Source organism: Nocardiopsis akebiae (assembly GCF_018316795.1).
Classification (GTDB): domain Bacteria; phylum Actinomycetota; class Actinomycetes; order Streptosporangiales; family Streptosporangiaceae; genus Nocardiopsis; species Nocardiopsis dassonvillei.
On record NZ_CP074132.1, the window covers coordinates 5,670,750 to 5,691,662 of the forward strand.

19 protein-coding genes and 1 tRNA gene are annotated in these 20,913 nt (G+C 74.2%); 4 read left to right on the top strand and 16 right to left on the bottom strand.

Annotation, left to right across the window (positions count from 1 at the left end; genetic code table 11):
- Positions 1 to 96: 96 nt before the first annotated feature.
- From rho to KGD83_RS24250, 7 genes are all read right to left on the bottom strand, one after another.
- Entirely contained in the window at positions 97 to 2,088 is a 1,992-nt protein-coding gene (rho, locus tag KGD83_RS24220) for a transcription termination factor Rho (protein WP_212641315.1), read from the bottom strand.
- A gap of 440 nt (positions 2,089 to 2,528) precedes the next feature.
- The gene (thrB, locus tag KGD83_RS24225; protein WP_212644589.1) at positions 2,529 to 3,467 is read right to left on the bottom strand and encodes a homoserine kinase; all 939 of its coding nucleotides are present in this window, start codon (positions 3,465 to 3,467) and stop codon (positions 2,529 to 2,531) included.
- Between the two features lie 97 nt (positions 3,468 to 3,564).
- On the bottom strand, positions 3,565 to 4,623 hold the full coding sequence (thrC, locus tag KGD83_RS24230) for a threonine synthase (RefSeq protein WP_212644590.1): 1,059 nt from the start codon (positions 4,621 to 4,623) through the stop codon (positions 3,565 to 3,567).
- A 245-nt stretch (positions 4,624 to 4,868) separates the two neighbouring features.
- Positions 4,869 to 6,155, bottom strand: coding sequence for a homoserine dehydrogenase (locus KGD83_RS24235; RefSeq protein ID WP_212641316.1), 1,287 nt, complete (start codon positions 6,153 to 6,155; stop codon positions 4,869 to 4,871).
- 68 nt (positions 6,156 to 6,223) lie between these two features.
- Positions 6,224 to 7,609 (bottom strand): diaminopimelate decarboxylase, encoded by a 1,386-nt coding sequence (lysA, locus tag KGD83_RS24240; RefSeq protein ID WP_212641317.1) that lies wholly within the window; start codon positions 7,607 to 7,609, stop codon positions 6,224 to 6,226.
- Positions 7,610 to 7,723: 114 nt separating this feature from the next.
- Positions 7,724 to 8,809: a DALR anticodon-binding domain-containing protein gene (locus KGD83_RS24245; RefSeq protein WP_212641318.1), complete on the bottom strand. Its 1,086-nt coding sequence runs from the start codon at positions 8,807 to 8,809 to the stop codon at positions 7,724 to 7,726.
- The gene (locus KGD83_RS24250; protein WP_212641319.1) at positions 8,806 to 9,192 is read right to left on the bottom strand and encodes a response regulator; all 387 of its coding nucleotides are present in this window, start codon (positions 9,190 to 9,192) and stop codon (positions 8,806 to 8,808) included. Before KGD83_RS24250 ends, KGD83_RS24245 begins: the two co-directional genes overlap by 4 nt.
- Before the next feature lie 130 nt (positions 9,193 to 9,322).
- Here KGD83_RS24250 and KGD83_RS24255 point away from each other — a divergent pair.
- A tRNA-Arg gene (locus tag KGD83_RS24255) sits at positions 9,323 to 9,394 on the top strand.
- A 245-nt stretch (positions 9,395 to 9,639) separates the two neighbouring features.
- Here KGD83_RS24255 and KGD83_RS24260 read toward each other — a convergent pair.
- Positions 9,640 to 10,341, bottom strand: coding sequence for an exonuclease domain-containing protein (locus KGD83_RS24260; RefSeq protein ID WP_212641320.1), 702 nt, complete (start codon positions 10,339 to 10,341; stop codon positions 9,640 to 9,642).
- 224 nt (positions 10,342 to 10,565) lie between these two features.
- On the opposite strand from KGD83_RS24260, the gene KGD83_RS24265 reads away from it, so the two are divergent.
- A complete protein-coding gene (locus KGD83_RS24265) occupies positions 10,566 to 11,078 on the top strand; it encodes an LURP-one-related/scramblase family protein (protein ID WP_212641321.1) in 513 nt (170 codons plus the stop codon).
- 37 nt (positions 11,079 to 11,115) lie between these two features.
- Here KGD83_RS24265 and KGD83_RS24270 read toward each other — a convergent pair whose 3' ends face one another.
- From KGD83_RS24270 to KGD83_RS24285, 4 genes are all read right to left on the bottom strand, one after another.
- Positions 11,116 to 11,871 carry an ABC transporter permease gene (locus tag KGD83_RS24270; protein ID WP_249352017.1) on the bottom strand — a complete coding sequence of 252 codons (756 nt, stop codon included), beginning with the start codon at positions 11,869 to 11,871 and terminating at the stop codon, positions 11,116 to 11,118.
- Complete coding sequence (locus tag KGD83_RS24275; RefSeq protein WP_212641323.1) at positions 11,868 to 12,593, bottom strand: ABC transporter ATP-binding protein; 726 nt, start codon at positions 12,591 to 12,593, stop codon at positions 11,868 to 11,870. Before KGD83_RS24275 ends, KGD83_RS24270 begins: the two co-directional genes overlap by 4 nt.
- 122 nt (positions 12,594 to 12,715) lie before the next feature.
- Positions 12,716 to 13,390, bottom strand: a complete 675-nt coding sequence (locus KGD83_RS24280) for a response regulator (RefSeq protein ID WP_212641324.1) — start codon at positions 13,388 to 13,390, stop codon at positions 12,716 to 12,718.
- A gap of 177 nt (positions 13,391 to 13,567) precedes the next feature.
- Positions 13,568 to 14,764: a sensor histidine kinase gene (locus tag KGD83_RS24285; protein ID WP_212641325.1), complete on the bottom strand. Its 1,197-nt coding sequence runs from the start codon at positions 14,762 to 14,764 to the stop codon at positions 13,568 to 13,570.
- A gap of 189 nt (positions 14,765 to 14,953) precedes the next feature.
- Here KGD83_RS24285 and KGD83_RS24290 point away from each other — a divergent pair, with 189 nt between their 5' ends.
- Both KGD83_RS24290 and KGD83_RS24295 read left to right on the top strand, forming a co-directional pair.
- On the top strand, positions 14,954 to 16,171 hold the full coding sequence (locus KGD83_RS24290) for a sensor histidine kinase (protein ID WP_212641326.1): 1,218 nt from the start codon (positions 14,954 to 14,956) through the stop codon (positions 16,169 to 16,171).
- Positions 16,159 to 16,803: a LuxR C-terminal-related transcriptional regulator gene (locus KGD83_RS24295; RefSeq protein WP_013151363.1), complete on the top strand. Its 645-nt coding sequence runs from the start codon at positions 16,159 to 16,161 to the stop codon at positions 16,801 to 16,803. The genes KGD83_RS24290 and KGD83_RS24295 overlap by 13 nt, the downstream gene beginning before the upstream one ends.
- Positions 16,804 to 16,850: 47 nt before the next feature.
- On the opposite strand, the gene KGD83_RS24300 is transcribed toward KGD83_RS24295, so the two are convergent.
- The 4 genes from KGD83_RS24300 to KGD83_RS24315 all read right to left on the bottom strand — a co-directional run bounded on the left by KGD83_RS24300 (position 16,851) and on the right by KGD83_RS24315 (position 20,903).
- Complete coding sequence (locus KGD83_RS24300) at positions 16,851 to 17,738, bottom strand: bile acid:sodium symporter family protein (protein WP_212641327.1); 888 nt, start codon at positions 17,736 to 17,738, stop codon at positions 16,851 to 16,853.
- Positions 17,739 to 17,999: 261 nt separating this feature from the next.
- Positions 18,000 to 18,554, bottom strand: a complete 555-nt coding sequence (locus tag KGD83_RS24305; protein WP_212641328.1) for an ATP-binding protein — start codon at positions 18,552 to 18,554, stop codon at positions 18,000 to 18,002.
- Positions 18,555 to 18,768: 214 nt separating this feature from the next.
- Positions 18,769 to 20,304: a glycerol-3-phosphate dehydrogenase/oxidase gene (locus KGD83_RS24310; protein ID WP_212641329.1), complete on the bottom strand. Its 1,536-nt coding sequence runs from the start codon at positions 20,302 to 20,304 to the stop codon at positions 18,769 to 18,771.
- Positions 20,301 to 20,903, bottom strand: coding sequence for a TetR/AcrR family transcriptional regulator (locus KGD83_RS24315; protein ID WP_212641330.1), 603 nt, complete (start codon positions 20,901 to 20,903; stop codon positions 20,301 to 20,303). The genes KGD83_RS24310 and KGD83_RS24315 overlap by 4 nt, the downstream gene beginning before the upstream one ends.
- Positions 20,904 to 20,913: the final 10 nt, after the last annotated feature.

Consider the following 20,913-nt stretch of genomic DNA (forward strand, 5'->3'; position numbering starts at 1 on the left):
GCGCGGGACTCAGCCCGGAGCGCGCGTTCCGCGCGGACACGACGAGGCCCCCCTCCCGTTCCGGGAGGGGGGCCTGCTTCGACCGGGGGTCGCGGGTCAGCGCTCGGGGCCCACGGTGGTCTTCTGGATCTGGAGCAGGAACTCGGCGTTGCTCTTGGACTCCTTCATCTTGTCCAGGAGCAGCTCGATGGCCTGCTGGGTGTCGAGCGCGTGCAGCACCCGGCGCAGCTTCCAGACCACGTTGAGCTCCTCGGACGACATGAGGATCTCCTCCTTGCGGGTACTGGACGCGTCCACGTCCACCGCAGGGAAGATCCGCTTGTCGGCCAGGCTCCGGTTGAGCTTGAGCTCCATGTTGCCGGTGCCCTTGAACTCCTCGAAGATCACCTCGTCGGCGCGCGATCCGGTCTCGACCAGCGCCGTGGCCAGGATGGTCAGCGAGCCGCCGCCCTCGATGTTGCGGGCCGCACCGAAGAAGCGCTTGGGCGGGTAGAGCGCCGTGGAGTCCACACCGCCGGACATGATGCGCCCGCTGGCCGGGGCGGCCAGGTTGTAGGCGCGGCCCAGGCGGGTGATGGAGTCCAGCAGGACGACGACGTCCATGCCCATCTCCACGAGCCGCTTGGCCCGCTCGATGGCCAGGTCGGCGACGACCGTGTGGTCCTCGGCGGGCCGGTCGAAGGTCGAGTGGATGACCTCGCCCTTGACCGTGCGCTGCATGTCGGTGACTTCCTCGGGCCGCTCGTCGACCAGGATCACCATCAGGTAGCACTCGGGGTTGTTCTCGGTGATGGCGTTGGCGATCGCCTGCACCACCATCGTCTTGCCCGCCTTGGGCGGGGAGACGATCAGCCCGCGCTGACCCTTGCCGATGGGCGCGACGAGGTCGATGATGCGCGTGGTGAGGATCTGCGGCTCGGTCTCCAGACGCAGGCGCTCCTGGGGGTACAGGGGGACCAGCTTGGAGAACTCCTGGCGGCCCCGGGCCTGGTCGGGCGACATGCCGTTGACCGAGTCCAGGCGCACCAGGGCGTTGAACTTCTCCCTGCGCTCGCCGTCCTTGGGCTGGCGGACCGCGCCGATGATGTGGTCGCCCTTGCGCAGGCCGTGCTTGCGGACCTGGGCCAGGGAGACGTAGACGTCGCTCTGGCCGGGCAGGTAGCCGGTGGTGCGCACGAAGGCGTAGTTGTCCAGGATGTCGAGGATGCCCGCGACCGGCAGCAGGACGTCGTCCTCGCCGATCACCGGCTCCGGCTCCTGGCCCCCGCCGCGTCCGCGGCGGTCCCGGCGGTCCCGGCGGCGCCCGCGGCGGCGTCCGCCGAAGTCGTCGTCGTCGCCGCCACCGCCACCACCGGAGCCGCGGCCCTGGTTCTGGCCGCCACCACCCTGCTGGGCGTTGCTGTTCGCGTTCTGGTCGTCACCGCCGCGGTTGCGGTTGCGGCGGTTGCGCTGGCGCTCGCGACCCTGCCCGGACCTGTTGTCACGGTCCTCGGCGGAGTCGGGGCCGTTCTTCTGGGGGGTGCTGGATGTCTTGGTCACGCTGCTCGCGGAGGTAGAGGATTCGGCGCCGTCCACCGCCCGGGGCTGGTCGCCGGGCTCGTCACCGCGTCGGCGGGACGAACGGCGACCGCGGGAGGGCTTGTCGCCCCGTCCGCCCTGGGGGTCGGTCACGGCCTGGTCCGACGGCTGCTTGTCCGCGCGCTTGCGCGGGGCCTCGTCCGAGCCCGGCGTCTCGGGAGCCTCGGCCCGGCCGTCGGTTGCCTCGACCTTACCGGCCTTGGACGCCGTCTCTGCGCTCTTTGCTGTTTTGGTCTTCGTGGGGCCGCCGACCGGGCCGCCCTGCTTGGCCTCGATCGCGGCGATGACGTCGCTCTTGCGCATGCGCCCCGTACCGGTGATACCCAGGCTGGACGCGAGCTTCTGGAGCTCGGGGAGCTTCAGGGCCGCGAGACCGGTGCCGCGCGACGCCGTGCGGGACCGCGAGGGCGTTGCTGTCGGCGCGCCATCGCCAGCCTCCGTCACGGAAACGCCGGTGGTGGCTTTGTCTTCGACCGCCGCGTCCGTTCGGAGTTCGGTGGTGTCGCTCACTAAGGGTCCTTCCCAAGGAGCGGGCGTCGGCCGTCAGCGGGTGCTGGAGCGGCCGGCCCGGTGGTGCGAACCGGCAGGGCCGGGTAGGGCGTGCCCCACGTGGATGTTCGGAAACCGGCGTGAAGGCGGTCCCGTACCCAATCGCGACGGGCTCTGGGTACAGCCAGACGTCGGGGCGGATGGCTCGGTGGTGTTGCCCGTCCATCGTGGAGACACGCTCATCCGAGGAGGAGCGGGCTGCGATGACGTTGGCGACAGTCGCGGGAGAACCGCGGACTCGACACGTCGGCCGCCGCTTCCGGTTGGTCGTGGGACCGGACCACCGGAGTATGGGACGCGAAGGCCGTTGTGGCGGATGAGCACTCGCCCCGCAACGGGGCATCCGGTGCTTCACCTAGCCTAACACCACCACAGGCCACGGCTATTCCTCGACACAGGTGCTACGGATGGGGAGATGGGGACCGCACCCCCGCCAGCTCCACGAGCAGGGGGCGTATGTCCCAATTCTTACCCGCCCTCCGGCGGATCGAATCAACCTGGCCCGCGATTTCCGGCGAATCCGCGGACGCCTCCCCCGCACCCGTTGAGCACAGGACCAGGACCGTCGGCCCCGCCCCGGAGACCACCGCGGGCAGTTTCTCGTGTTTCCGCAGGTCACGGATGAGGTCGAGGGTATCCGGCATGGCCGGGGCGCGGTAGGACTCGTGTAGCCGATCCCGCGTGGCCGCGTACAGGGCCTCGGGATGGCCACAAACGGCCGCGGTCATCAGCGCGGCGCGCCCGGCGTTGAACGCGGCGTCGCCGTGGGCCACCCGCTCGGGCAGCAGCCCGCGGGCCCGCTCGGTGGACAGCCGCCACTCGGGCACGCACAGCACCGGCAGGACGCGGGGGTCCGGGGCCAGGGACACCGCGCCCCAGCGGTCGCCGTCGCGGTAGGCGACCGTGTAGCCGCCGTAGACGCAGGGGGCCACGTTGTCGGGGTGGCCCTCGATGTCCGCGGCGATCTGGTAGACGCCGTCGCGGTCCGGTCCGCCGTCGGGGCCGGTGCGCCCCAGCAGGGCGCTGGCGGCGGCCACGCCGCCGACGATCGCCGAGGAGGAGGAGCCCAGACCGCGCGCGTGCGGGACTCCGTTGACGCAGGTCAGGTCGAGTCCGGGCAGTTGTTCCCCGGCCCGTTCGAAGGTCTCGCGCATGGCGCGCACCACGAGGTGGCGCTCGTCGAGGGGGACCTCGTCGGCGCCCTCCCCCTCGACGCGCACGCGCAGCTCGCCGTCCTCTCGGAGGGACGCCTCGAACGTGTTGTACAGGCGCAGTGCCAGGCCCAGGGCGTCGAAGCCCGGTCCCAGGTTGGCGCTGGTGGCGGGGGCCTGGACGGACACCCGGGTGGGACGTGATGGGCTCACGGTGGGTTCCTTCGGTGTTCTCGCGCCCTCGCGGGCCCGGCCGGGGCCGGGCGCCGGGGGCGGAGCGGGCGGGTCAGGCCAGGTCGAGGGCCCGGGCCGCGGCGAGGGCGTCGACCGGGACGGTGATGGCGGAGGAGGCTCCGGCCAGCGCCCAGTCGGGGTCCTTGAGGCCGTTGCCGGTCACGGTGCACACCACGCGGCTGCCGGGCTCGACCAGCCCCGCCTGGACGGACTGGAGCAGGCCTGCGACGCTGGCGGCGGAGGCCAGCTCCACGAACACGCCCTCCTCGGCGGCGAGGAGCTTGTAGGCGGCCATGATCTGGCGGTCGGTGACCTTGTCGATGAGGCCGCCGGACTCGTCGCGGGCCTGCTCGGCCAGCTTCCAGGAGGCGGGGTTTCCGATGCGGATGGCGGTGGCGATGGTGCTCGGGCTGGTGACGGGCGCGCCGTTGACGATGGGCGCGGAGCCGCTGGCCTGGAAGCCGAGCATGCGCGGGTCGCGGGTGGAGACCCCGTCCCTGGAGTACTCGGTGTAGCCCATCCAGTAGGCGGTGATGTTGCCCGCGTTGCCCACGGGGATGCAGTGGACGTCGGGGGCGTCGCCGAGGGCGTCGACGATCTCGAAGGCGGCGGTCTTCTGTCCCTGGAGGCGGTAGGGGTTGACCGAGTTCACCAGGGCGACCGGGTAGTCCACGCTGAGCTTGCGGGCCAGTTCGAGGCAGTCGTCGAAGTTGCCGTCGACCTGGAGCAGGCGGGCGCCGTGGACGAGGGCCTGGGCCAGCTTGCCCATGGCGATCTTGCCCTGGGGCACCAGCACGGCGCAGGTCATGCCCGCGCGGATGGCGTAGGCGGCGGCGCTGGCGCTGGTGTTGCCGGTGGAGGCGCAGATGACGGCCTTGGCGCCGTCCTCGGCGGCCTTGGTGATGGCCATGGTCATGCCGCGGTCCTTGAAGGACCCGGTGGGGTTGAGCCCCTCGACCTTGAGGAAGACCTCGCAGCCCGTGAGCTCGGACACGCGTGTGGCGGGCAGCAGGGGCGTGCCGCCCTCCTGGAGGGTGACAACGGGGGTGCTCTCGTTGACGGGGAGGCGGTCGCGGTACTCCTCGACGATGCCTCGCCACGCCCGTGCCATGCTCACGACTTGTCCCTTTCGGGTGGATGCGGCTTCGCTTGACGCGCGGTGGAAGCGGCGGGGCTCCCGGACGGCCCGGCGGCGCGTCCGTCGTCCCCACCAGCTACGAGTCTATGACCCCGCCCGCACTATCTCGAATCGCGGTCGGGCGTCTCATGATACGGACACAGGGGTCGGCGGGGCGGGCCGCACGGGTTCCGTGCGGCCCGCCCCGGGGTCGCGGCCGTCCGCGGTGCGCGGTCCCCTCAGTCGGCGAAGGTCTCCACGCGCATCACGCTGGCCACCTCGCGCACCATGTCGTGGACGCGCAGGTCCTCGACCGTGGCGCTGAGCGCGGCGTCGGGGGCGGGGTGGCTCACCAGCACCAGCTGGGCGTCGTCCCCGCTGCCCTCCTGGCGCACGTTCTTGATGGACACGCCGTGGTCGGCGAAGATCTCCGCGACCTTCGACAGCACACCGGGGCGGTCCGCCACGTCCAGCGCCACGTGGTAGCTGGTGATGGTCTCGCCCATGTCGTGCACCGGCAGCCCGGTGTCGTGCCCGCCCTCGGCCACCGAGGTGTCGGCGAGGCGGTTGCGCGCCACCGCGACCAGGTCGCCCAGGACCGCGCTGGCGGTGGGGGTGCCCCCCGCGCCGGCCCCGTAGAACATCAGGCGGCCCGCGGACTCGGCCTCCACGAACACCGCGTTGTAGGCCTCCTTGACGCTGGCCAGGGGGTGCTCGACCGGGAGCATCACCGGGTGGACGCGCACGCCCACCGACTCGCCGTCCCGCGAGCGCTGGCAGATGGCCAGGAGTTTGACCACGCAGCCCATCGCGCGGGCGCTGGCGATGTCTCCGGCGGACACGCCGGTGATGCCCTCGCGGTGCACGTCGGCGGCGGTCACACGCTGGGTGTGGAAGGCCAGCCGGGCCAGGATGGCGGCCTTGGCCGCCGCGTCGAAGCCCTCCACGTCAGCGGTGGGGTCGGCCTCGGCGTACCCGAGGGCCTGCGCCTGCTCCAGGGACTCGGTGAACCCGGCGCCCAGGGAGTCCATCCGGTCGAGGATGTAGTTGGTGGTGCCGTTGACGATGCCCAGCACGCGGTTGACCCTGTCCCCGGCGAGCGAGTCGCGCAGGGGCCGCAGCAGCGGGATCGCGCCCGCCACGGAGGCCTCGTAGTACAGGTCCACCCCGGCGTCGCGGGCGGCGGCGTGCAGGGTCTGGCCGTCCTCGGCGAGCAGGGCCTTGTTGGCAGTGACCACGGACTTGCCCGCCTTGATCGCGGCGAGGATCAGCGAGCGGGCCGGTTCGATGCCGCCGATGACCTCCACCACGAGGTCGATGTCGGGACGCGTGGCCAGGGCCGTGGCGTCGGTGGTCAGCAGCGTCGGGTCGACACCGCGGTCGCGGCCCAGGCGGCGCACCGCGATGCCCCCGATCTCGATGGGCGTGCCCACCCGCGCGGCCAGTTCCTCGGACTGCTCGTTGACCAGGCGGACGACTTCCGAGCCCACCACGCCGCATCCGAGCAGCGCCACCTTCATCGCCATTTGGGCGTGACTCCCACTTCTCTCGTGAATCCTCGTCTCGGGGCGGCCCCGGCCGCCGTCGGGACCGTTCAGCCGACGTCGAGGCGGAGGAGGTCCTCCTCGTTCTCCCTGCGCACGATGACGCGGGAGCTCCCGCCGCGGACCGCGACCATGGCCGGCCGGGGCAGGTGGTTGTAGTTGCTCGCCATGGAGTAGCAGTAGGCGCCGGTGGCGGCGACGGCCACCAGGTCGCCCGGGCGCAGGTCGGCGGGCAGGTAGAGGTCGTGGACGATGATGTCGCCGCTCTCGCAGTGCTTGCCGACCAGGCGGGACAGCATGGGTTCGGCGTCGCTCTCGCGGGAGACGAGCTGGCTGGTGTACTCCGAGCCGTACAGGGCGGTGCGGATGTTGTCGCTCATGCCGCCGTCGACGCTGACGTAGGTGCGGATGCCCTCGACGTCCTTGACGGTACCGACCTCGTAGACGGTGATCCCCGCCGGGCCCGCGATGGCGCGGCCGGGCTCGACCGCGATGCGGGGCACCGGCAGTCCGGCCTCCTCGCACTCGCGGCGCACGATGGAGGTGAGGCTCCCCGCGATGGTCTTGGGGTCCAGGGGGTCGTCGCCGGAGGTGTAGGCGATGCCCAGGCCGCCGCCGAGGTCGAGCTCGGCCAGGGTGACGCCCAGCTCCTCGTGGACCCCGGTGAGGAACCGTGTCACGCGGCGGGCGGCGACCTCGAAGCCGGAGGTGTCGAAGATCTGCGAGCCGATGTGCGAGTGCAGGCCGACGAGTTCGAGGTGCGGGTCGGCCAGGACTCGGCGGACGGCCTCGGCGGCGGCACCGGTGCTCATCGCGAAGCCGAACTTCTGGTCGTCGTGGGCGGTGGCCACGAACTCGTGGGTGTGCGCCTCCACGCCCGTGGTGACGCGGATGAGGACCTCTGGCCGGGCGCCGAGTTCGGCGGCGATCGCGCCGAGGCGCCCGATCTCGTCGAGGGAGTCGATGATGACGCGGCCCACACCGGCCTCGACGGCGCGGCGCAGCTCGGCGGCGGACTTGTTGTTGCCGTGCATGCCGATGCGCTCGGCGGGGACCCCGGCGGCCAGGGCGACGGCGAGTTCGCCGCCCGAGCACACGTCGAGCTTGAGCCCCTCCTCGTTGACCCAGCGCGCGACGGCCTTGGTCAGCAGGGCCTTGCCCGCGTAGTAGACGTCGGCGTCGGAGAAGGCGGTGCGGTAGTCGCGGGCGCGGCCCCGGAAGTCCTCCTCGTCCATGACGAAGAGCGGTGTGCCGTGGGCGGCGGCGAGTTCGCGCACGCCGACGCCGCCGACGGTGAGTTCACCGTCCGCTCGGCGCGCGGTGGCAGGCCACACGCGCGGGTCGAGGGCGTTGAGGTCCTCGGGCGGCAGCGGCGGGTTGTCCTCCGGCAGGATCTCCGCGTGGCGGGAACCGGCGGGGTGGGCGTAGCGGCTCATGATCGGCTTTCGGCTGGGACTGTACGGCTGTGCGGGTCGGCGGCACCCCCCATTGTCCACCGAACCGATCGGAACACCAGGGACGGGTACGGCCCACCGGGGGGCGCGGAGCGTCTACAGCCTTGTGGGCGCTGACACCCCGAGCAGGAGGAGTCCGGCGCCGAGGATCCCGGCGACGGCCGCTGGCAGGGCCGGATCCGCGGCGGTCCGCTCAGAGGTTTCGGGGACCGCGGCGGAACACGTCCGCCACTCATCGTAGGCACTGGTCAGCGCCTCCAGGTATCGGACCAGGATATGGGGTTCCTCTCGGCGGGCGGCCGTGTCCAGGACGCTGGGGCCGTCGAAGAGGAGGCCGCGCACGGCGGCGGTGCGGTCGGGGCCGGCCGCGGGGGTCGGCGCGCCCTCGGCGGTCCAGCGCACGAGGCTGGTCGCGTGGGCGTGGGCGTAGCGCATCCGGAAGGCGGGGTTGGCGTCGGTCAGGCGCGCCCAGGCCCCGGGGTACTCGGCGGAGGGCAGCACCGGAAGGTCGCGCCCGGTGGTCTCGGTCCCGCGCGGGCGTTCGGGCACCGAGCGGCAGAAGGCGACGCGCGCGCTGTCCTCGCCGACCGCGCCGAGGGCGCGCGCGGCGGGGGTGAGCAGTTCCCGGTGCTCGCCGTCGAGGTAGGGGTCGCGCCAGGTGGTCCCGCCGGGGGCGGGCGGAGGGGTCTGGGGGCCGACAGCCAGGGCGATGCGGGCGCGGGCGTCGGCGCGGGCGAGCCTGCGGGCCTGGGCGACCGGCCCGGCCTCGTGGAGGGCGGAGGCCGGCCACTCCCCTTCTCCGTCCCAGTCCCGGCCGGTGAGGAAGCGGGGCCCGTCGGCCGCCGCGGCGAGCAGGGCGTCGCGCTGGCGGCCGGTGAAGGTGACGTTGAGGAAGCCGCGGCCGTCGCCGGTGACGCGGTCGAAGTCCACCAGGCCCTCGTCGCGCATGGCCGAGAGCTCGGCGGCGACGCGGTCGCGGACCTCGGCGCGGCGGTCCCCCCGGCGGTCGGGCTCGCGGCCCCCGTAGCCGCCCGCCAGACGGGGCGGCAGGGCGGTGGCGGCGTCGGCGCCCCCGTCCGCGTGGTCGTGGCGGGGCCACACGAAGGGGATCGCGCCCGGGGCCAGGTCCAGGGCCCGCGCGGCGGCCGTGCGGACGGCGGCCTCCAGTTGTCCGGGGGTCACTCCGGGCCCCTGTCGACCAGGTTCCGGATGATGTCGATGAGCACGTCGGGGTCGAAGGGCTTGGTGAGGTAGGCGTCCATACCGACGCGCCTGCCGCGCTGGTGGTCCGCCTCCTGGGTGCGCGCGGTGACCATGATGACGGGGCGGTCGCGGGTGCGGGCGTCGGCGCGCAGGCGCTCGACGGCCGTCCAGCCGTCCACACGGGGCATCATGACGTCCATGGTGACCACGTGCGGGTCGATGTGCGCGGCGCGGTCGAGGCAGTCCTGGCCGTCCACGGCGGTGAACACCTCGAACCCCTCCAGTTCGAGGTTGAGGCGGATGAGCTCGCGGATGACGTCGTCGTCCTCGACGACGAGAACCCGTGTGGGTAGGGCGTTCACGGGCGCGACACTACCGCCGCCGGGCGACACGGCACCACCGGAACGCGTTCACCGCCAGGGCGGGCCGGGCGCGGCGGCGACGGGTGGACGAAGGACGGCGCGATCCTGCTAGAGTTGTTCAAGCAAGCCAGCCCCCTTAGCTCAGGGGATAGAGCATCGGCCTCCGGAGCCGGGTGCGCAGGTTCGAATCCTGCAGGGGGCACATCACAGCGGACCAGCGGAACCTCTCGGCTGGCCGACCGGAACGACGCCGACCGCCACGGTCGGCGTTCTTCGTTTTGCGCCACCTTCGACCGCGTCCGCCGGGATCGCGGCGGACGGGACGCGCGACGCCGCGAGGGGCGGAGTACCGGGGGTTCCCGGCGCTCCGCCCCTCGTGCTCGGGCCGTCCGCGGTCCGGGCCGCCGGTGGCCGTCCGGCCGCCTCGGCGCGGTGGACGACGCCCGGTCAGGCGGGGCCGGGCAGCGGCCAGGAGCCGTCCACGACCGCCTCGGGGTCCCTGCGCCGCAGGTAGTCCTGGAAGCTCGCGGCCTGTTCGGCCTTCCAGTCGGCCTGCGCGGCGTGCAGGTCGTCGATGTCCATGGCCGCCAGTTCGGGGTGGGCGGCGGCGAGCTTCCAGGCCAGCCGGGCGGCGGCGAGCGCGTCCGCGGCGGCCCCGTGCGCCTGGTCGGCGTCCAGGCGCACGCCGTGGTGGGCGCACACGTCGACCAGCTTGCGCGAGCCGCGCCGGAAGGTGTCGAAGCGCTTGTCGATCACCAGCGGGTCCAGGACGCGCAGCATCCCGTCGAAGCGCGCCCCTGCGTCGTGGCGCCGGAGTTCGGCGGAGAGCAGGCCCAGGTCGTAGGGGGCGTTGTAGACCACCACCGGCAGCCCGTCCACGGCGGCCTTCTCCAGGGCGGCGCCGATCTCGGGCACCGCCTCGGCGGCGGGACGGCCGTGCTCACGGGCGTGCTCGGTGGTGACGTGGTGGATGTCGGTGGCCTCTTGGGGGATCTCGATCCCGGGGTCGATGAGCCAGGTGGTGACGTCCTTGGTGCGGGCGGCGGGGTCGATGCGCCACAGGGCGGCGGTGACGATCCGGTCGTTGCCGGTGTCCAGGCCGGTGGACTCCGTGTCGAACGCGGCCATGGGCCGGGTGTGCCAGGTCATGGGGACCTTTCCGGGTCGGGATGTGCCCATAGGTACCCGCTCCGGCGCGTGTTGTGCCGGAGCGGGCGGACTTTCGCGGGCGCGATCCCTCCCGGGGGCGGTGTCGGCGCGCGGCCGACCGCGCGGTCCGCCGGCCGGTACCCGACCGGCGCCGCCCGGGAGGCGTTGTCCACAAGCGCGGACGGCCTCTGGTGCGTCGGGCGCGCGTGCCCTAACTTCGGAGCATGAAGTTCCTGGTACGCGAACGCGTTTTCGACATCGGTGACGACTACTGGGTGACCGACGAGGCGGGTGAGAAGGTCTTCCTCGTGGACGGCAAGGCGCTGCGGCTGCGCACGACCTTCGAGCTCAAGGACACCGGCGGCACCGTCCTCGCCGTCATCCGCGAGAAGCTGTTCAGACTGCGCGACCAGATGAGGGTCGAGCGGGAGGGCGGCCCCACCGCCACCGTCCGCAAGCGCCTGGTCAACCCGCTGCGCGACAAGCTCGTGGTGGAGGTGGAGGGCGCGCAGGACTGGGAGGTGACCGGGGACTTCCTCGACAAGGAGTACGTGATCAGCGACGAGCACGGCACCGTCGCACACGTGTCCCGCAAGTGGTTCCGCGTCCTGGACACCTACGCGGTGGACGTGAACACCCACCGGGCCGACATCGCCGGGGACCCCGCCCTGGTGATCAGCGTGGCGGTGGCCGTGGACGCCCTCACCCGCGACGAGGAGGAGGGGCCGGGGGACTGAGCCGGGGCGCGCGGCGGCGCCCCGGCCCTTCCCCGGGTCAGGCGTCGCGCCGACGGAAGAGCCACAGCGCCGCCGCCCACACCAGCACCACCCAGACGGCCATGACCGCGCCGCCCTGGAGGGCGGACAGGTCGGTCCGGTTGGGTCCTCCGAGCAGGAACATCTGGGCCCCCGCGCGGTCGGGCAGGTAGTCGGCCGCGTCGGTGAGCATCGAGAGGAAGAAGGACAGCGCCAGCACCGTGCTGATCAGCACGGTCAGCGGCACGATAGCGTTGCGCGCGACGACGGTCAGCCCGGCCGCGAGCAGGGCGAGCAGGACCCAGTACAGGACGGCGCCCGCCAGGGCGCCCGGCACCGGGCCTGCGACGACGTCCGCCAGCGGGTAGCCGTGCTCCCCCAGGCCGAACTGGGTGGCGGCGAAGGCGGCGGCCACGGTCACCGCCGCGACGGGCAGCGCGGCCAGGGCCACCGCCGTCGCCTTGGCGAGGAGGAGCCGGGGCCGGTCGGGCACCGCCAGCAGCGAGGTGCGCAGTTGCCCCGCGGTGTACTCGCCGCTGACAGCGAGCACGCCCAGCACCACCATTCCGGCCTGCCCGTACATGATCGCGTCGAAGCCGCTCTGCTCGGGGACGACCTCGCGCACCAGCATCCCGGGGTCGTTCTCCAGGGCCTGGCCGACCGACCAGCCCGACAGCCAGGCCAGCCCGACCGTCAGTACCGGGGTCGCCAGGCAGGTGATCCAGACCGAGACGAGGGTGCGCAGCTTGTCCGCCTCGGCGCGCAGGACGTTCACCACCGGCCTCCGCTCCACTCCCCGTCGCCCCGGCCGACGAGGGCGAAGAAGGCCTCCTCCAGTGAGTCGTGTCCGGCGGTCAGCTCCGCGGGGCCGCCCTCGGCCACCAGCCGTCCCCGGTCGATGACCACCAGGTGGTCGGCGATCCTGGCCATCTCCGCCATGAGGTGGCTGGAGAGCAGGACGGTGCGCCCGCGGTCGGCGAGCTCGCGGGTGAACCCGCGGATCCACCGGATGCCCTCGGGGTCGAGGCCGTTGACCGGTTCGTCCAGTACGAGCACCTCGGGATCGCCGAGCAGGGCCGCGGCCAGGTTGAGCCGCTGCCCCATGCCCAGCGAGAACGTGCGCACCCGTGAGCGGGCGGCGTGCGCCAGGCCGACCCACTCCAGGATTTCCTCCGCCCGGGAGGCGGGCAGGCCGTTGGCCCGGGCGATCCACCCCAGGTGGGCGCGGGCCGTGCGGGAGGGGTGGGCACCGCCGACGTCGAGCTGGGCGCCGACGGTGGCGGCGGGTTCGCGCAGGGAGGTGTAGGGAACCCCGTTCACCAGGGCGCTGCCGCCGTCGGGCCGTTCCAGTCCGAGCAGTGTCCGCAGCGTGGTGGACTTTCCCGCCCCGTTGGGCCCCAGGAAGCCGGTGACCTGGCCGGGGCGGGCGGTGAAGGTGAGCCCGTCCACCGCCGTGTGGGCGCCGAAGCGCCTGGTGAGTCCGCGTATCTCGATCATGGCGCCCATCGTCGGGCCCGGGGGCGGACCGGCGCGTCGGCCCGTGGTGGACAGTCGCACCGTCAACCCCGGGGGACGTCCGGGGCGGTCGCACGGGTTCCCGGCGCGCCGGATCGGCCGGATCAGTCGCGGCGAGCGGCCCGGACCAGGCCGGTCTCGTAGGCGAAGACCACCAGCTGCGCGCGGTCGCGGGCGTCGAGTTTGGTGAGCAGGCGGCTCACGTAGGTCTTGACGGTGGCGCGGCTCAGGACGAGGCGGTCGGCGATCTCGGCGTTGGACAGCCCCCGGCCGACCAGGGAGGCGACCTCGCGTTCGCGCGGGGTCAGCGGGACGTCGGCCCACCCGTCCGGCTCGGGTTCCCTGGAGCGGACCACCTCGGCGATCAGGCGGCCGGTGACCTCGGGGGCCAGGAGCGCCTGGCCGTCGGCGACCACGCGGACGGCGCGCAGCAGCTCCTCGGGGGCGGTGTTCTTGAGCAGGAACCCACTGGCTCCGGCGCGCAGCGCCCCGTACACGTACTCGTCGAGGTCGAACATGGTCAGGACGACCACGCGGGTGGCGGTGGTCCGCGCGCAGATCCGGCGGGTGGCGGCGAGTCCGTCGAGCCCGGGCATGCGCACGTCCATGAGGACGAGGTCGGGCCGGGTGCGCACGGCCAGGTCGACCGCCTCGTGTCCGGTGCGCGCCTCGCCGACGACGGTGAGGCCGGGGGCTCCGTCCATGAGCATGCGCAGTGAACCGCGCAGCAGGTCCTGGTCGTCGGCGACCACGATCCGGACCGGCGCCGCCTCACCCATGCCTGTCCCCCTGTCCTCGGACGGATACCGGGGCGCGTCGCCGCGGCGGCGCGCGGCCCCCGGGACACAGTCTGGCGGACTCCGTCCGCGGTCGGGTTCCCGCGTTCCGCGGTTTCCGGGCGCACGGTTGTCGTCCGGGCCGCGGTCCGCCGCGTCCGACGGGGCCGCCGCACGGATTCACCCGGGCCCCAGGGGGATGCGCGCGCGGAGGCGGTGGCCGCCGCCGGGGACGGGCTCGGCGGAGAGGGTGCCGCCGTGCGCGGCGACGCGCTCCGCCATCCCGGCCAGGCCGGTCCCGCTGCCCGGTACGGGAAGGCGGCCGGGCGCGGGCCCGGTGTCGGTGACCTCCACCTCCACGGCGGCGCCGCCGCTCAGGACGGTGACCTCGCAGGTGGAGCCGGGCGCGTGCCGGATGGCGTTGGTGAGCCCCTCCTGGACCACGCGGTGGACGCTGACCGCCACGGCCGGGGGCAGCGCCCCGGTCCCCTCCGTCCGCAGGCGGCAGGTGATGCCCGTACTCTCCGCGGTGGCGACGAGGGCCTCCAGGCCGGTCGGCCCCGGCCGCGGTTCCAGGGGCGCGTCGTGATCGCCGCGCAGGGACACCAGGACCCGGCGGAGTTCGTCCGAGGCCTGGCGGCTGGCGGCCTCGATGTCGGCCAGGGCCGCCCGCAGGTCCTCGGCGTCCCCTCCCGTGTAGCGGGCCACCCCGGCGCGCATGCCGACCGCGCCCAGGGTGTGGGACACCACGTCGTGCACCTCGCGGGCCACCCGCAGCCGCTCCCGGACCCGGGCCTCGCGCGCCACCGCGGCGACCGCGCGCGCCTCCTGGAGGCTGCGCTCCCGGACGGAGCGGCCCAGCAGCCAGGACAGGCCGAGGAGCACCGAGCCGACGCCGAGATCGCGGATCAGGCCGTCCAGGGCGGCGCCGTTGGAGCCGACGGCCACGATGCCCAGGACTCCCGCCAGCAGGTAGAGCCCGTGCCGAGGCCGGGTGGGGCCGCGTTCGGCGGTCAGCGCGAGCGGGTACAGCGCCCACGCGGCGGCGGCCAGCGGCACCTGGCCCCACCCCGCGGCGGTGGCCGCGAGACCGGCGGCGAGCACCGTGCCGAAGGAGGCGGCGGGCCGTCTCCAGCGCAGCACGATCCCGGCGGCGACGACGGCGCACAGGGCCGGGCGCACCCAGTCCAGCGGCTGGGCGCCCAGGGTGTGCGGGTCGGGCAGGCCTCCGGAGAGCAGCAGGTGGAGGAGGGCCGCGGAGGCGTCGACCGCGAACCTGCGGCGCGTGGGGCCGGGACGGGCGTCCAACGCCGTCCAGTGGCGGGACGGCGCGGGGGCGGACGCGCCGGTGGGCGGGGGTTCGGTCGCGGCGGTCACCGGCGGTGCTCCGTTCCGGAGGCGGGTGGGGGTCCCCGCCCACGATGCCAGTGTCCGGCGGGGCCGTCGACGCGCTCGCGCGGTCTGCGGCGGGCGCGGGACGGAGAGGGTGGCTGGCTGTAGTGCCCGGGGTGTCCGCGATGGACCAGACTGTCGTTGGTCGACGGGCGAGACGAAGGGACGGCGGGAATGGGCGCGGTCTGGAGGCGGGCGCTGAGGGCCAGCACGTACCTGCTGGTGGTCCTGGGCTCGGGGCTGGTGACGCTGGCGATGCTGCCGCTGACCCTGGCGGTGGCGCTGACCATCCCTCTCGGAGGGCTGGGGTTCGTGCTGCTCCCGCGCTGGGTGGGGCTCCTGGGCCGGTGGGCCTCCTGGCACCAGCGGTGGGCCTCCCGCTTCCTGGGCGTGCCGGTCCCGCGCGTGGGCGGGCGTGAGGCGTCCGGCTTCCGGGAGCTGTGGGGGCGTCCGTCCACCCGCCGCGTCCTGCGGTGGCTGCCCGCGTTCGCGCCCGCCAGCATTGTGCTGGGGCTCGTGGGGCTGCTGGCCCTCGCGATGCCGCTGAGCGCGCCGCAGTACCTGTTCTGGTGGGCGGTCCCGCGAGAGGAGCCGTTGCAGCTCCTGTGGCTCCCCGTGCTGGACTGGGGCACCGCGCTGGTCACCGGGGTCGCCTACGCGGTGATCGGGTGCGCGCTGGGCCTGGGCGCGGCAGTCCCGGCGGCCCGGGCCCACGCCCGCATGACCCTGGCGCTGCTGGCCCCCACGGAGGCGGAGCTGCTGGCGGCCCGGGTGGACGAGCTGAGCCGCACACGCGCCGACGTGGTGGACGCGCACGGCGCGGAGCTGCGCCGGATCGAGCGCGACCTGCACGACGGCACCCAGGCGCGGCTGGTCGCGATCGCGATGCAGCTGGGCGTGGCGCGGGAGGCGGTGGAGAACCCGGCCGTGGCCGCGCTGCTCCGGAACGCCCACGAGGGCGCCGAGGAGGCGATGGCCGAGCTGCGCGAGGTGATCCAGGGCATCTACCCGCCGATCCTGGCCGACCGGGGCCTGTCCGGGGCGCTGACCGCGCTGGCCGCCCGCACCACCGTTCCCACCCGCCTGGACGTGGGCGACCTCGGCGCGCTCCCGGTGGCTGTGGAGACCGCGGCCTACTTCGTGGTCACCGAGTCGGTCACCAACGCGGTCAAGCACAGCGGGGCCGGGGAGGTCTCCGTGCGCCTGGAGCGGGCGGGCGGCGTGCTGCGGGTGACGGTGCGCGACGACGGCTCGGGCGGGGTGGACGAGGAGCGCGGCAGCGGGGTGCGGGGACTGCGCCGCCGGGTGGCCGCCCTGGACGGTACGGTACGCGTGGACAGCCCGGCGGGCGGGCCGACCGTGATCGACGTGGAGATGCCGTGCGGATCGTGATCGCCGAGGACAACGTGCTGCTGTCGGCGGGTCTGGAGCTGCTGCTCTCCACCCGGGGCTTCGAGGTGGCCGAGGTGGCCGCGGACGCGGCGGCCTTCGCCGACGCCGTGGACCGCCACCGGCCCGACCTGGCCATCGTGGACGTGCGGCTGCCGCCGAACTTCCGCGACGAGGGAATCCACGCGGCGATCGGGGCCCGCCGCAGGCACGAGGCGCTGCCGGTGCTGGTGCTCTCGCAGTACGTGGAGAGGGACTACGCCGGGGAGCTGCTGGCCGACGGCCGCGGCGGGGTGGGTTACCTGCTCAAGGACCGGGTGGGCCGGGTCAGCGAGTTCGTGGACGCGCTGCGGCGGGTGGCCGGGGGCGGCACGGTGATGGATCCGGCGGTGGTGCAGCAGCTGCTGGCCCGCCGGGTCCGCGACCCCCTGGAGTCGCTCACCCGGCGCGAGAACGAGGTCCTGGCGCTGATGGCGGAGGGGCTCGACAACGGGGAGATCGCCGAGCGGATCGTGGTCACCGAGAACGCGGTGCACAAGCACGTCGGCAACATCTTCGCGAAGCTGGGGCTCTCGCCCTCCGACAGCGGGCACCGCCGGGTGCGCGCGGTGCTCGCCTACCTCGACAGCAGGTGAGCGGTTTCGGCCCGGTCCCGGGGGGGCGGCACCCGGCGGGGAGCGGATCAGCGGCCGGGCGCTGGAGCCTCCTCACGGGTCCTCCCCCGGGTGAGCAGCAGGCCGGTCACGGCCGCGGTGAAGAACATCAGCACGCCGTACACCGCGGACGGGACGGCGATCTCGGTGCTGCCGAGCAGGGCCGGGCTGAGCGCGATGGCCAGGGACAGCGTGGTGTTGTGCAGGCCGACCTCCATGCAGGAGGCGATCGCCTCGGGACGGCCGGTGCCCAGGACGCGCGGCGCCCAGTAGCCGATGGTGAGGCTGGCGACGTTGAACAGCAGCACCATCAACCCCACGGACACGATGTAGTCGCCGATGTTGTCGAGTTCCTGGTAGAGCGCGACGGCGATGACGCCGAACAGCACCGCGACGGAGGCGATCTTGACCGGCCTCTCCATGCGCTGAGCGAAGGCCCGCGCCCGCGCCCTGACGAGCATGCCGACCGCGACGGGGACCAGGATGACCGCGAACACCTGGAGGACCTTGCCGACCTGGAGGCCGAGGGCGCCGCCGTCGCCCATGAAGCGGGCGATGGCCAGGTTGGTGATCAGCGGCAGGGTCACCATGGCGGTGAGGGAGTTGAGCGCCGTCAGGGAGATGTTGAGCGCGACGTTGCCGCGGAACAGGTAGCTGTACAGGCTGGCGGTGGTGCCGCCGGGCGAGGCGGCGAGCAGCATCATGCCCACCGCCAGGGCGGGCGGCGGGTCGAAGAGCAGGACGAGGGCGAGGCAGACCAGGGGCAGGACGAGGATCTGGCAGCCCAGGACGAGCGCGACCGTGCCGGGCATCCTGGTCAGTCGGACGAAGTCCCCGACGGTCAGGCTCAGGCCGAGGCCGAGCATGATGACGGCGAGTGCCGCCGGAAGCGCGATCGTGGCGATGGTGGAATCCATGGGCGGACACCTCGGGGGCGGGCCGCGCGGGGGGCGCGATGGGGCGGTCGGGGGGAGTGGCCGACCGTCGCGGACCGCGGAAGCGAGGGCGTCGGCCTGGGGCGCCGCGTGCGGTGTCACGGGGCCCGCGGGCCCGTGCGGACCGGGGATCGCGCCGTCCCGTGATCCGCGCCACATGCGGCTACTGGCCAGTATGCTGACACGCCCGCGCCCGGGTGGCAAGAGCGGACGTCCCCGCCCCTCTCCCCCGCCCCGGGGGGCTCAGGCCGCGGGCCAGGAGCTGCCGGTGAGGTCGTAGGCCAGGTGGAACCACACCTTGCGGATGCTGGGGTGGCCGTTGTCGCCCCAAGCGGTGGCGAAGCTGTCGACCAGTGCCAGGCCCCGGCCGTTCTCCGCGGTGAGCCGGTCGCCCTCCAGCGGTCCGGCGCTCAGCGGGCGGTCCTCTCCCGGCTCGGAGCGCGTGGGCCTGCCGTTGTCCCGGCAGACCAGCGTGAGCCCGTTGGGCGCCCGGGTCACCCGCAGCACGAAGGTCTGCCCCTCCTCGCCGGAGCGGCTGTGCCGGATGGCGTTGGTGGCCAACTCGGTGCCCAGCAGCGAGAAGACGTACCGGTAGTCGCTGTCCCGGGCGGCCGCACAGGTGTCCAGGAAGGCGCGGGCCAGCGGCACGCTGGCGGGCTCCCCGGGGAACTCCCAGTGGCGTTTGGTGAAGGGGACCGGCGGCCGTCCGCTGAAGTAGTGCCGGTACTCGTCGGGCACACCCGTGAGGACGGTGTCCTCGGCCTTGGCCAGAGCCGGCACGGAGACGAGCGTGGGCATGGGAGGACTCCTTCGGCGGGGCGGTTCAGTGGGCAGGCGAACCGGGGGAAGGGGGCGGCTGCGGGAGCGTTCTGGAACCGCCTTCGGGGGAGGGGCGGCGGGAACGGCTACGACCTTACGCGATCAGAACCCTGTGGGACAGGGGATGCGGGTGTGGTGAGTCCCCGAAATCCCGCGCGTTCTCCGGCCCGTCTCCCCCGGTCCGGCCCGCCGTTCAGCCCACGGCCTCGAGCGCCTCCTGCGCGGCGGCCTCGGCCGCGGAGCGCTCGGCGGGGACGAGCCCGACCCTGGTGCGGCGGTCCAGCAGGTCAGCGGCGTCCATGGCCCCCTCGTGGCGCACCCCGAAGCGGAGTTCGGCCCCGGTGACCCCGCGGACGAGGGGGGCGAGCAGCTCCGGGGAGGCGTCGGCCTCGGCCAGCACGGCGACCGCCTCGGTGCCGTACCTGGCCACAAGGCGGCGCGGGGCGGCCACGGCGTCCAGTTCCCCGCGCGGGGCGGCGCCGACCAGGGGCAGCGCGCGGGTCCGGCAGGGGCCCGCGGACAGCCCGCGGGAGCGCACGGCGGTGTCGACGGCCTGCTCGGCCATGGCCCGGTAGGTGGTGAGCTTGCCGCCGACCACGGTGACGGTGCCGTTCGGGGCGACCGTGACGGCGTGCTCGCGGGACAGGTCGGCGGTTTCCCCGGCCCCGTGCACCAGCGGGCGCAGCCCGGCGAAGGCGCCGAGGACGTCGGCACGCTCCAGTCGGGCTTCCAGGGCCCGGTTGAACTGGCCCAGCAGGAAGTCCACGTCGCTGTCGGGCGCCTCGGGCACGTCCGGCACGGGGCCGTCCACGGGTTCGTCGGTGAGCCCGGCCAGGACCCGGCCGTCCGGCTGGGGCAGGGCGAACACGAAGCGGCTGGCGCTGCCGTCGATCGGCACGGTGAGCGCGGCCCGGGGGCGGCCCAGGGCGGCGCCGTCGAGCACCAGGTGGCTGCCCCGGCTGGGGCTCAGCCGTACGTGGGGGTCGAGCCGGTCGGCGTGGACCCCGGTGGCGTTGACGATCGCGCGCGGGCGTACGGGGACGATCCGGCCCGTCACCCCGTCGCGCAGGACGGCGCCGTCGGCGGCCAGGCTCTCGGCCGAGCAGCGGGTGAGGACGCGGGCGCCCTCGCGGGCGGCGGTGCGGGCCAGTGCCACCACGAGGCGGGCGTCGTCCACGAGCTGGCCGTCGAAGGACACGACACCGCCGAGGAGTCCCCGCCGCGCGACGCCCGGGAGCAGGCGCAGGGTCTGGCGCGGGCCGACCACGCGGGGCCGGGGCAGCACGCCGCCGGGGGTCCCGGCCATGATCCGCAGCAGGTCGCCCGCGCCCGCCCCGGCGCGGACGAACAGGGCGCGCGCGAGCCCGGTCCCCCGGTGGACGGGGACGACCATGGGCAGGGGCCGCACGAGGTGGGGCGCGGTGACCCGCATGAGGACGTCGCGCTCGCGTGCGCTCTCGTAGGCGATGGCGACCTGCCCCCTGGCCAGGTAGCGCAGGCCGCCGTGGACCAGCTTGGAGCTCCAGCGGCTGGTGCCGAAGGCCAGGTCGCGGCGTTCGACCAGGACGGTGGACAGGCCGCGCGCGGCGGCGTCGAGCGCGACTCCGGCGCCCGTCACTCCCCCGCCGACGACGAGGAGGTCGATCCGGGGGTCGTGCTCCAGCGCGGTGAGGTCGGCCGCGCGCCGGGCGGCGTTGAGGGAGGAGGAGGTGCGGATCGCGGGGTTCACGGGCTCTCCTGGCTCGGCGGGCGGAGGTAGCCGTCCAGAAGGGCGGCGAGCTCGTCGACGAGGCCGGACTCGTCGGTGACGTCGGCGAACAGGCGGCGGGAGGTGACCGTGCCCTGGACCGTGACCAGCACGAGGCGGGCCAGCACCGCGGGGTCTCCCGCGCGCACCGACCCGTCGCGCTGGCCCTCGGCCACGACCGGCTCGACCAGTTCGAGGGCCGCGTGGTGGCTGGTGCCCAGCCGCTGGAAGGTGTAGGTGGCCAGGAGCTCGGGTTCGGTGTCCACGATCCGGACGAAGAGCGGGTGGGCGAGCAGCGCGCGGGCGACCCCGGCCGCGTGCCGGACCAGCCGGGTGCGCACGTCCTCCCCGGCGGGCCCGCCGGGGCCCTCCCCCTGGTCCGCGAGGATGCGCCGCAGCTCCCTGGTGAGCAGGTCGGCCACGAGCGCGGTCGCGTCGGGCCAGCGCCGGTACACGGTGGGGCGGCTCACCCCGGCGCGGCGCGCCACGTCGGTCAGGGTGGTGCGGCGCACCCCGAAGGCCTCGACGCAGGCGCGGGCCGCGTCCAGGATGCGGTCTTCAACGTTACGTATTGACGCCATATGTAAAACT

What these genes read in the sequence shown, in the direction of transcription:
- KGD83_RS24260 (WP_212641320.1), bottom strand. Translation starts at nt 10,341, where the DNA reads ATGACCTGGCACACCCGGCCCATGGCCGCGTTCGACACGGAGTCCACC.
- lysA (WP_212641317.1), bottom strand. Translation starts at nt 7,609, where the DNA reads ATGAGCCGCTACGCCCACCCCGCCGGTTCCCGCCACGCGGAGATCCTG.
- KGD83_RS24315 (WP_212641330.1), bottom strand. Translation starts at nt 20,903, where the DNA reads ATGGCGTCAATACGTAACGTTGAAGACCGCATCCTGGACGCGGCCCGC.
- KGD83_RS24280 (WP_212641324.1), bottom strand. Translation starts at nt 13,390, where the DNA reads ATGGGTGAGGCGGCGCCGGTCCGGATCGTGGTCGCCGACGACCAGGAC.
- KGD83_RS24305 (WP_212641328.1), bottom strand. Translation starts at nt 18,554, where the DNA reads ATGCCCACGCTCGTCTCCGTGCCGGCTCTGGCCAAGGCCGAGGACACC.
- KGD83_RS24300 (WP_212641327.1), bottom strand. Translation starts at nt 17,738, where the DNA reads ATGGATTCCACCATCGCCACGATCGCGCTTCCGGCGGCACTCGCCGTC.
- KGD83_RS24275 (WP_212641323.1), bottom strand. Translation starts at nt 12,593, where the DNA reads ATGATCGAGATACGCGGACTCACCAGGCGCTTCGGCGCCCACACGGCG.
- thrC (WP_212644590.1), bottom strand. Translation starts at nt 4,623, where the DNA reads ATGGCACGGGCGTGGCGAGGCATCGTCGAGGAGTACCGCGACCGCCTC.
- KGD83_RS24290 (WP_212641326.1), top strand. Translation starts at nt 14,954, where the DNA reads ATGGGCGCGGTCTGGAGGCGGGCGCTGAGGGCCAGCACGTACCTGCTG.
- KGD83_RS24265 (WP_212641321.1), top strand. Translation starts at nt 10,566, where the DNA reads ATGAAGTTCCTGGTACGCGAACGCGTTTTCGACATCGGTGACGACTAC.
- KGD83_RS24235 (WP_212641316.1), bottom strand. Translation starts at nt 6,155, where the DNA reads ATGGCGATGAAGGTGGCGCTGCTCGGATGCGGCGTGGTGGGCTCGGAA.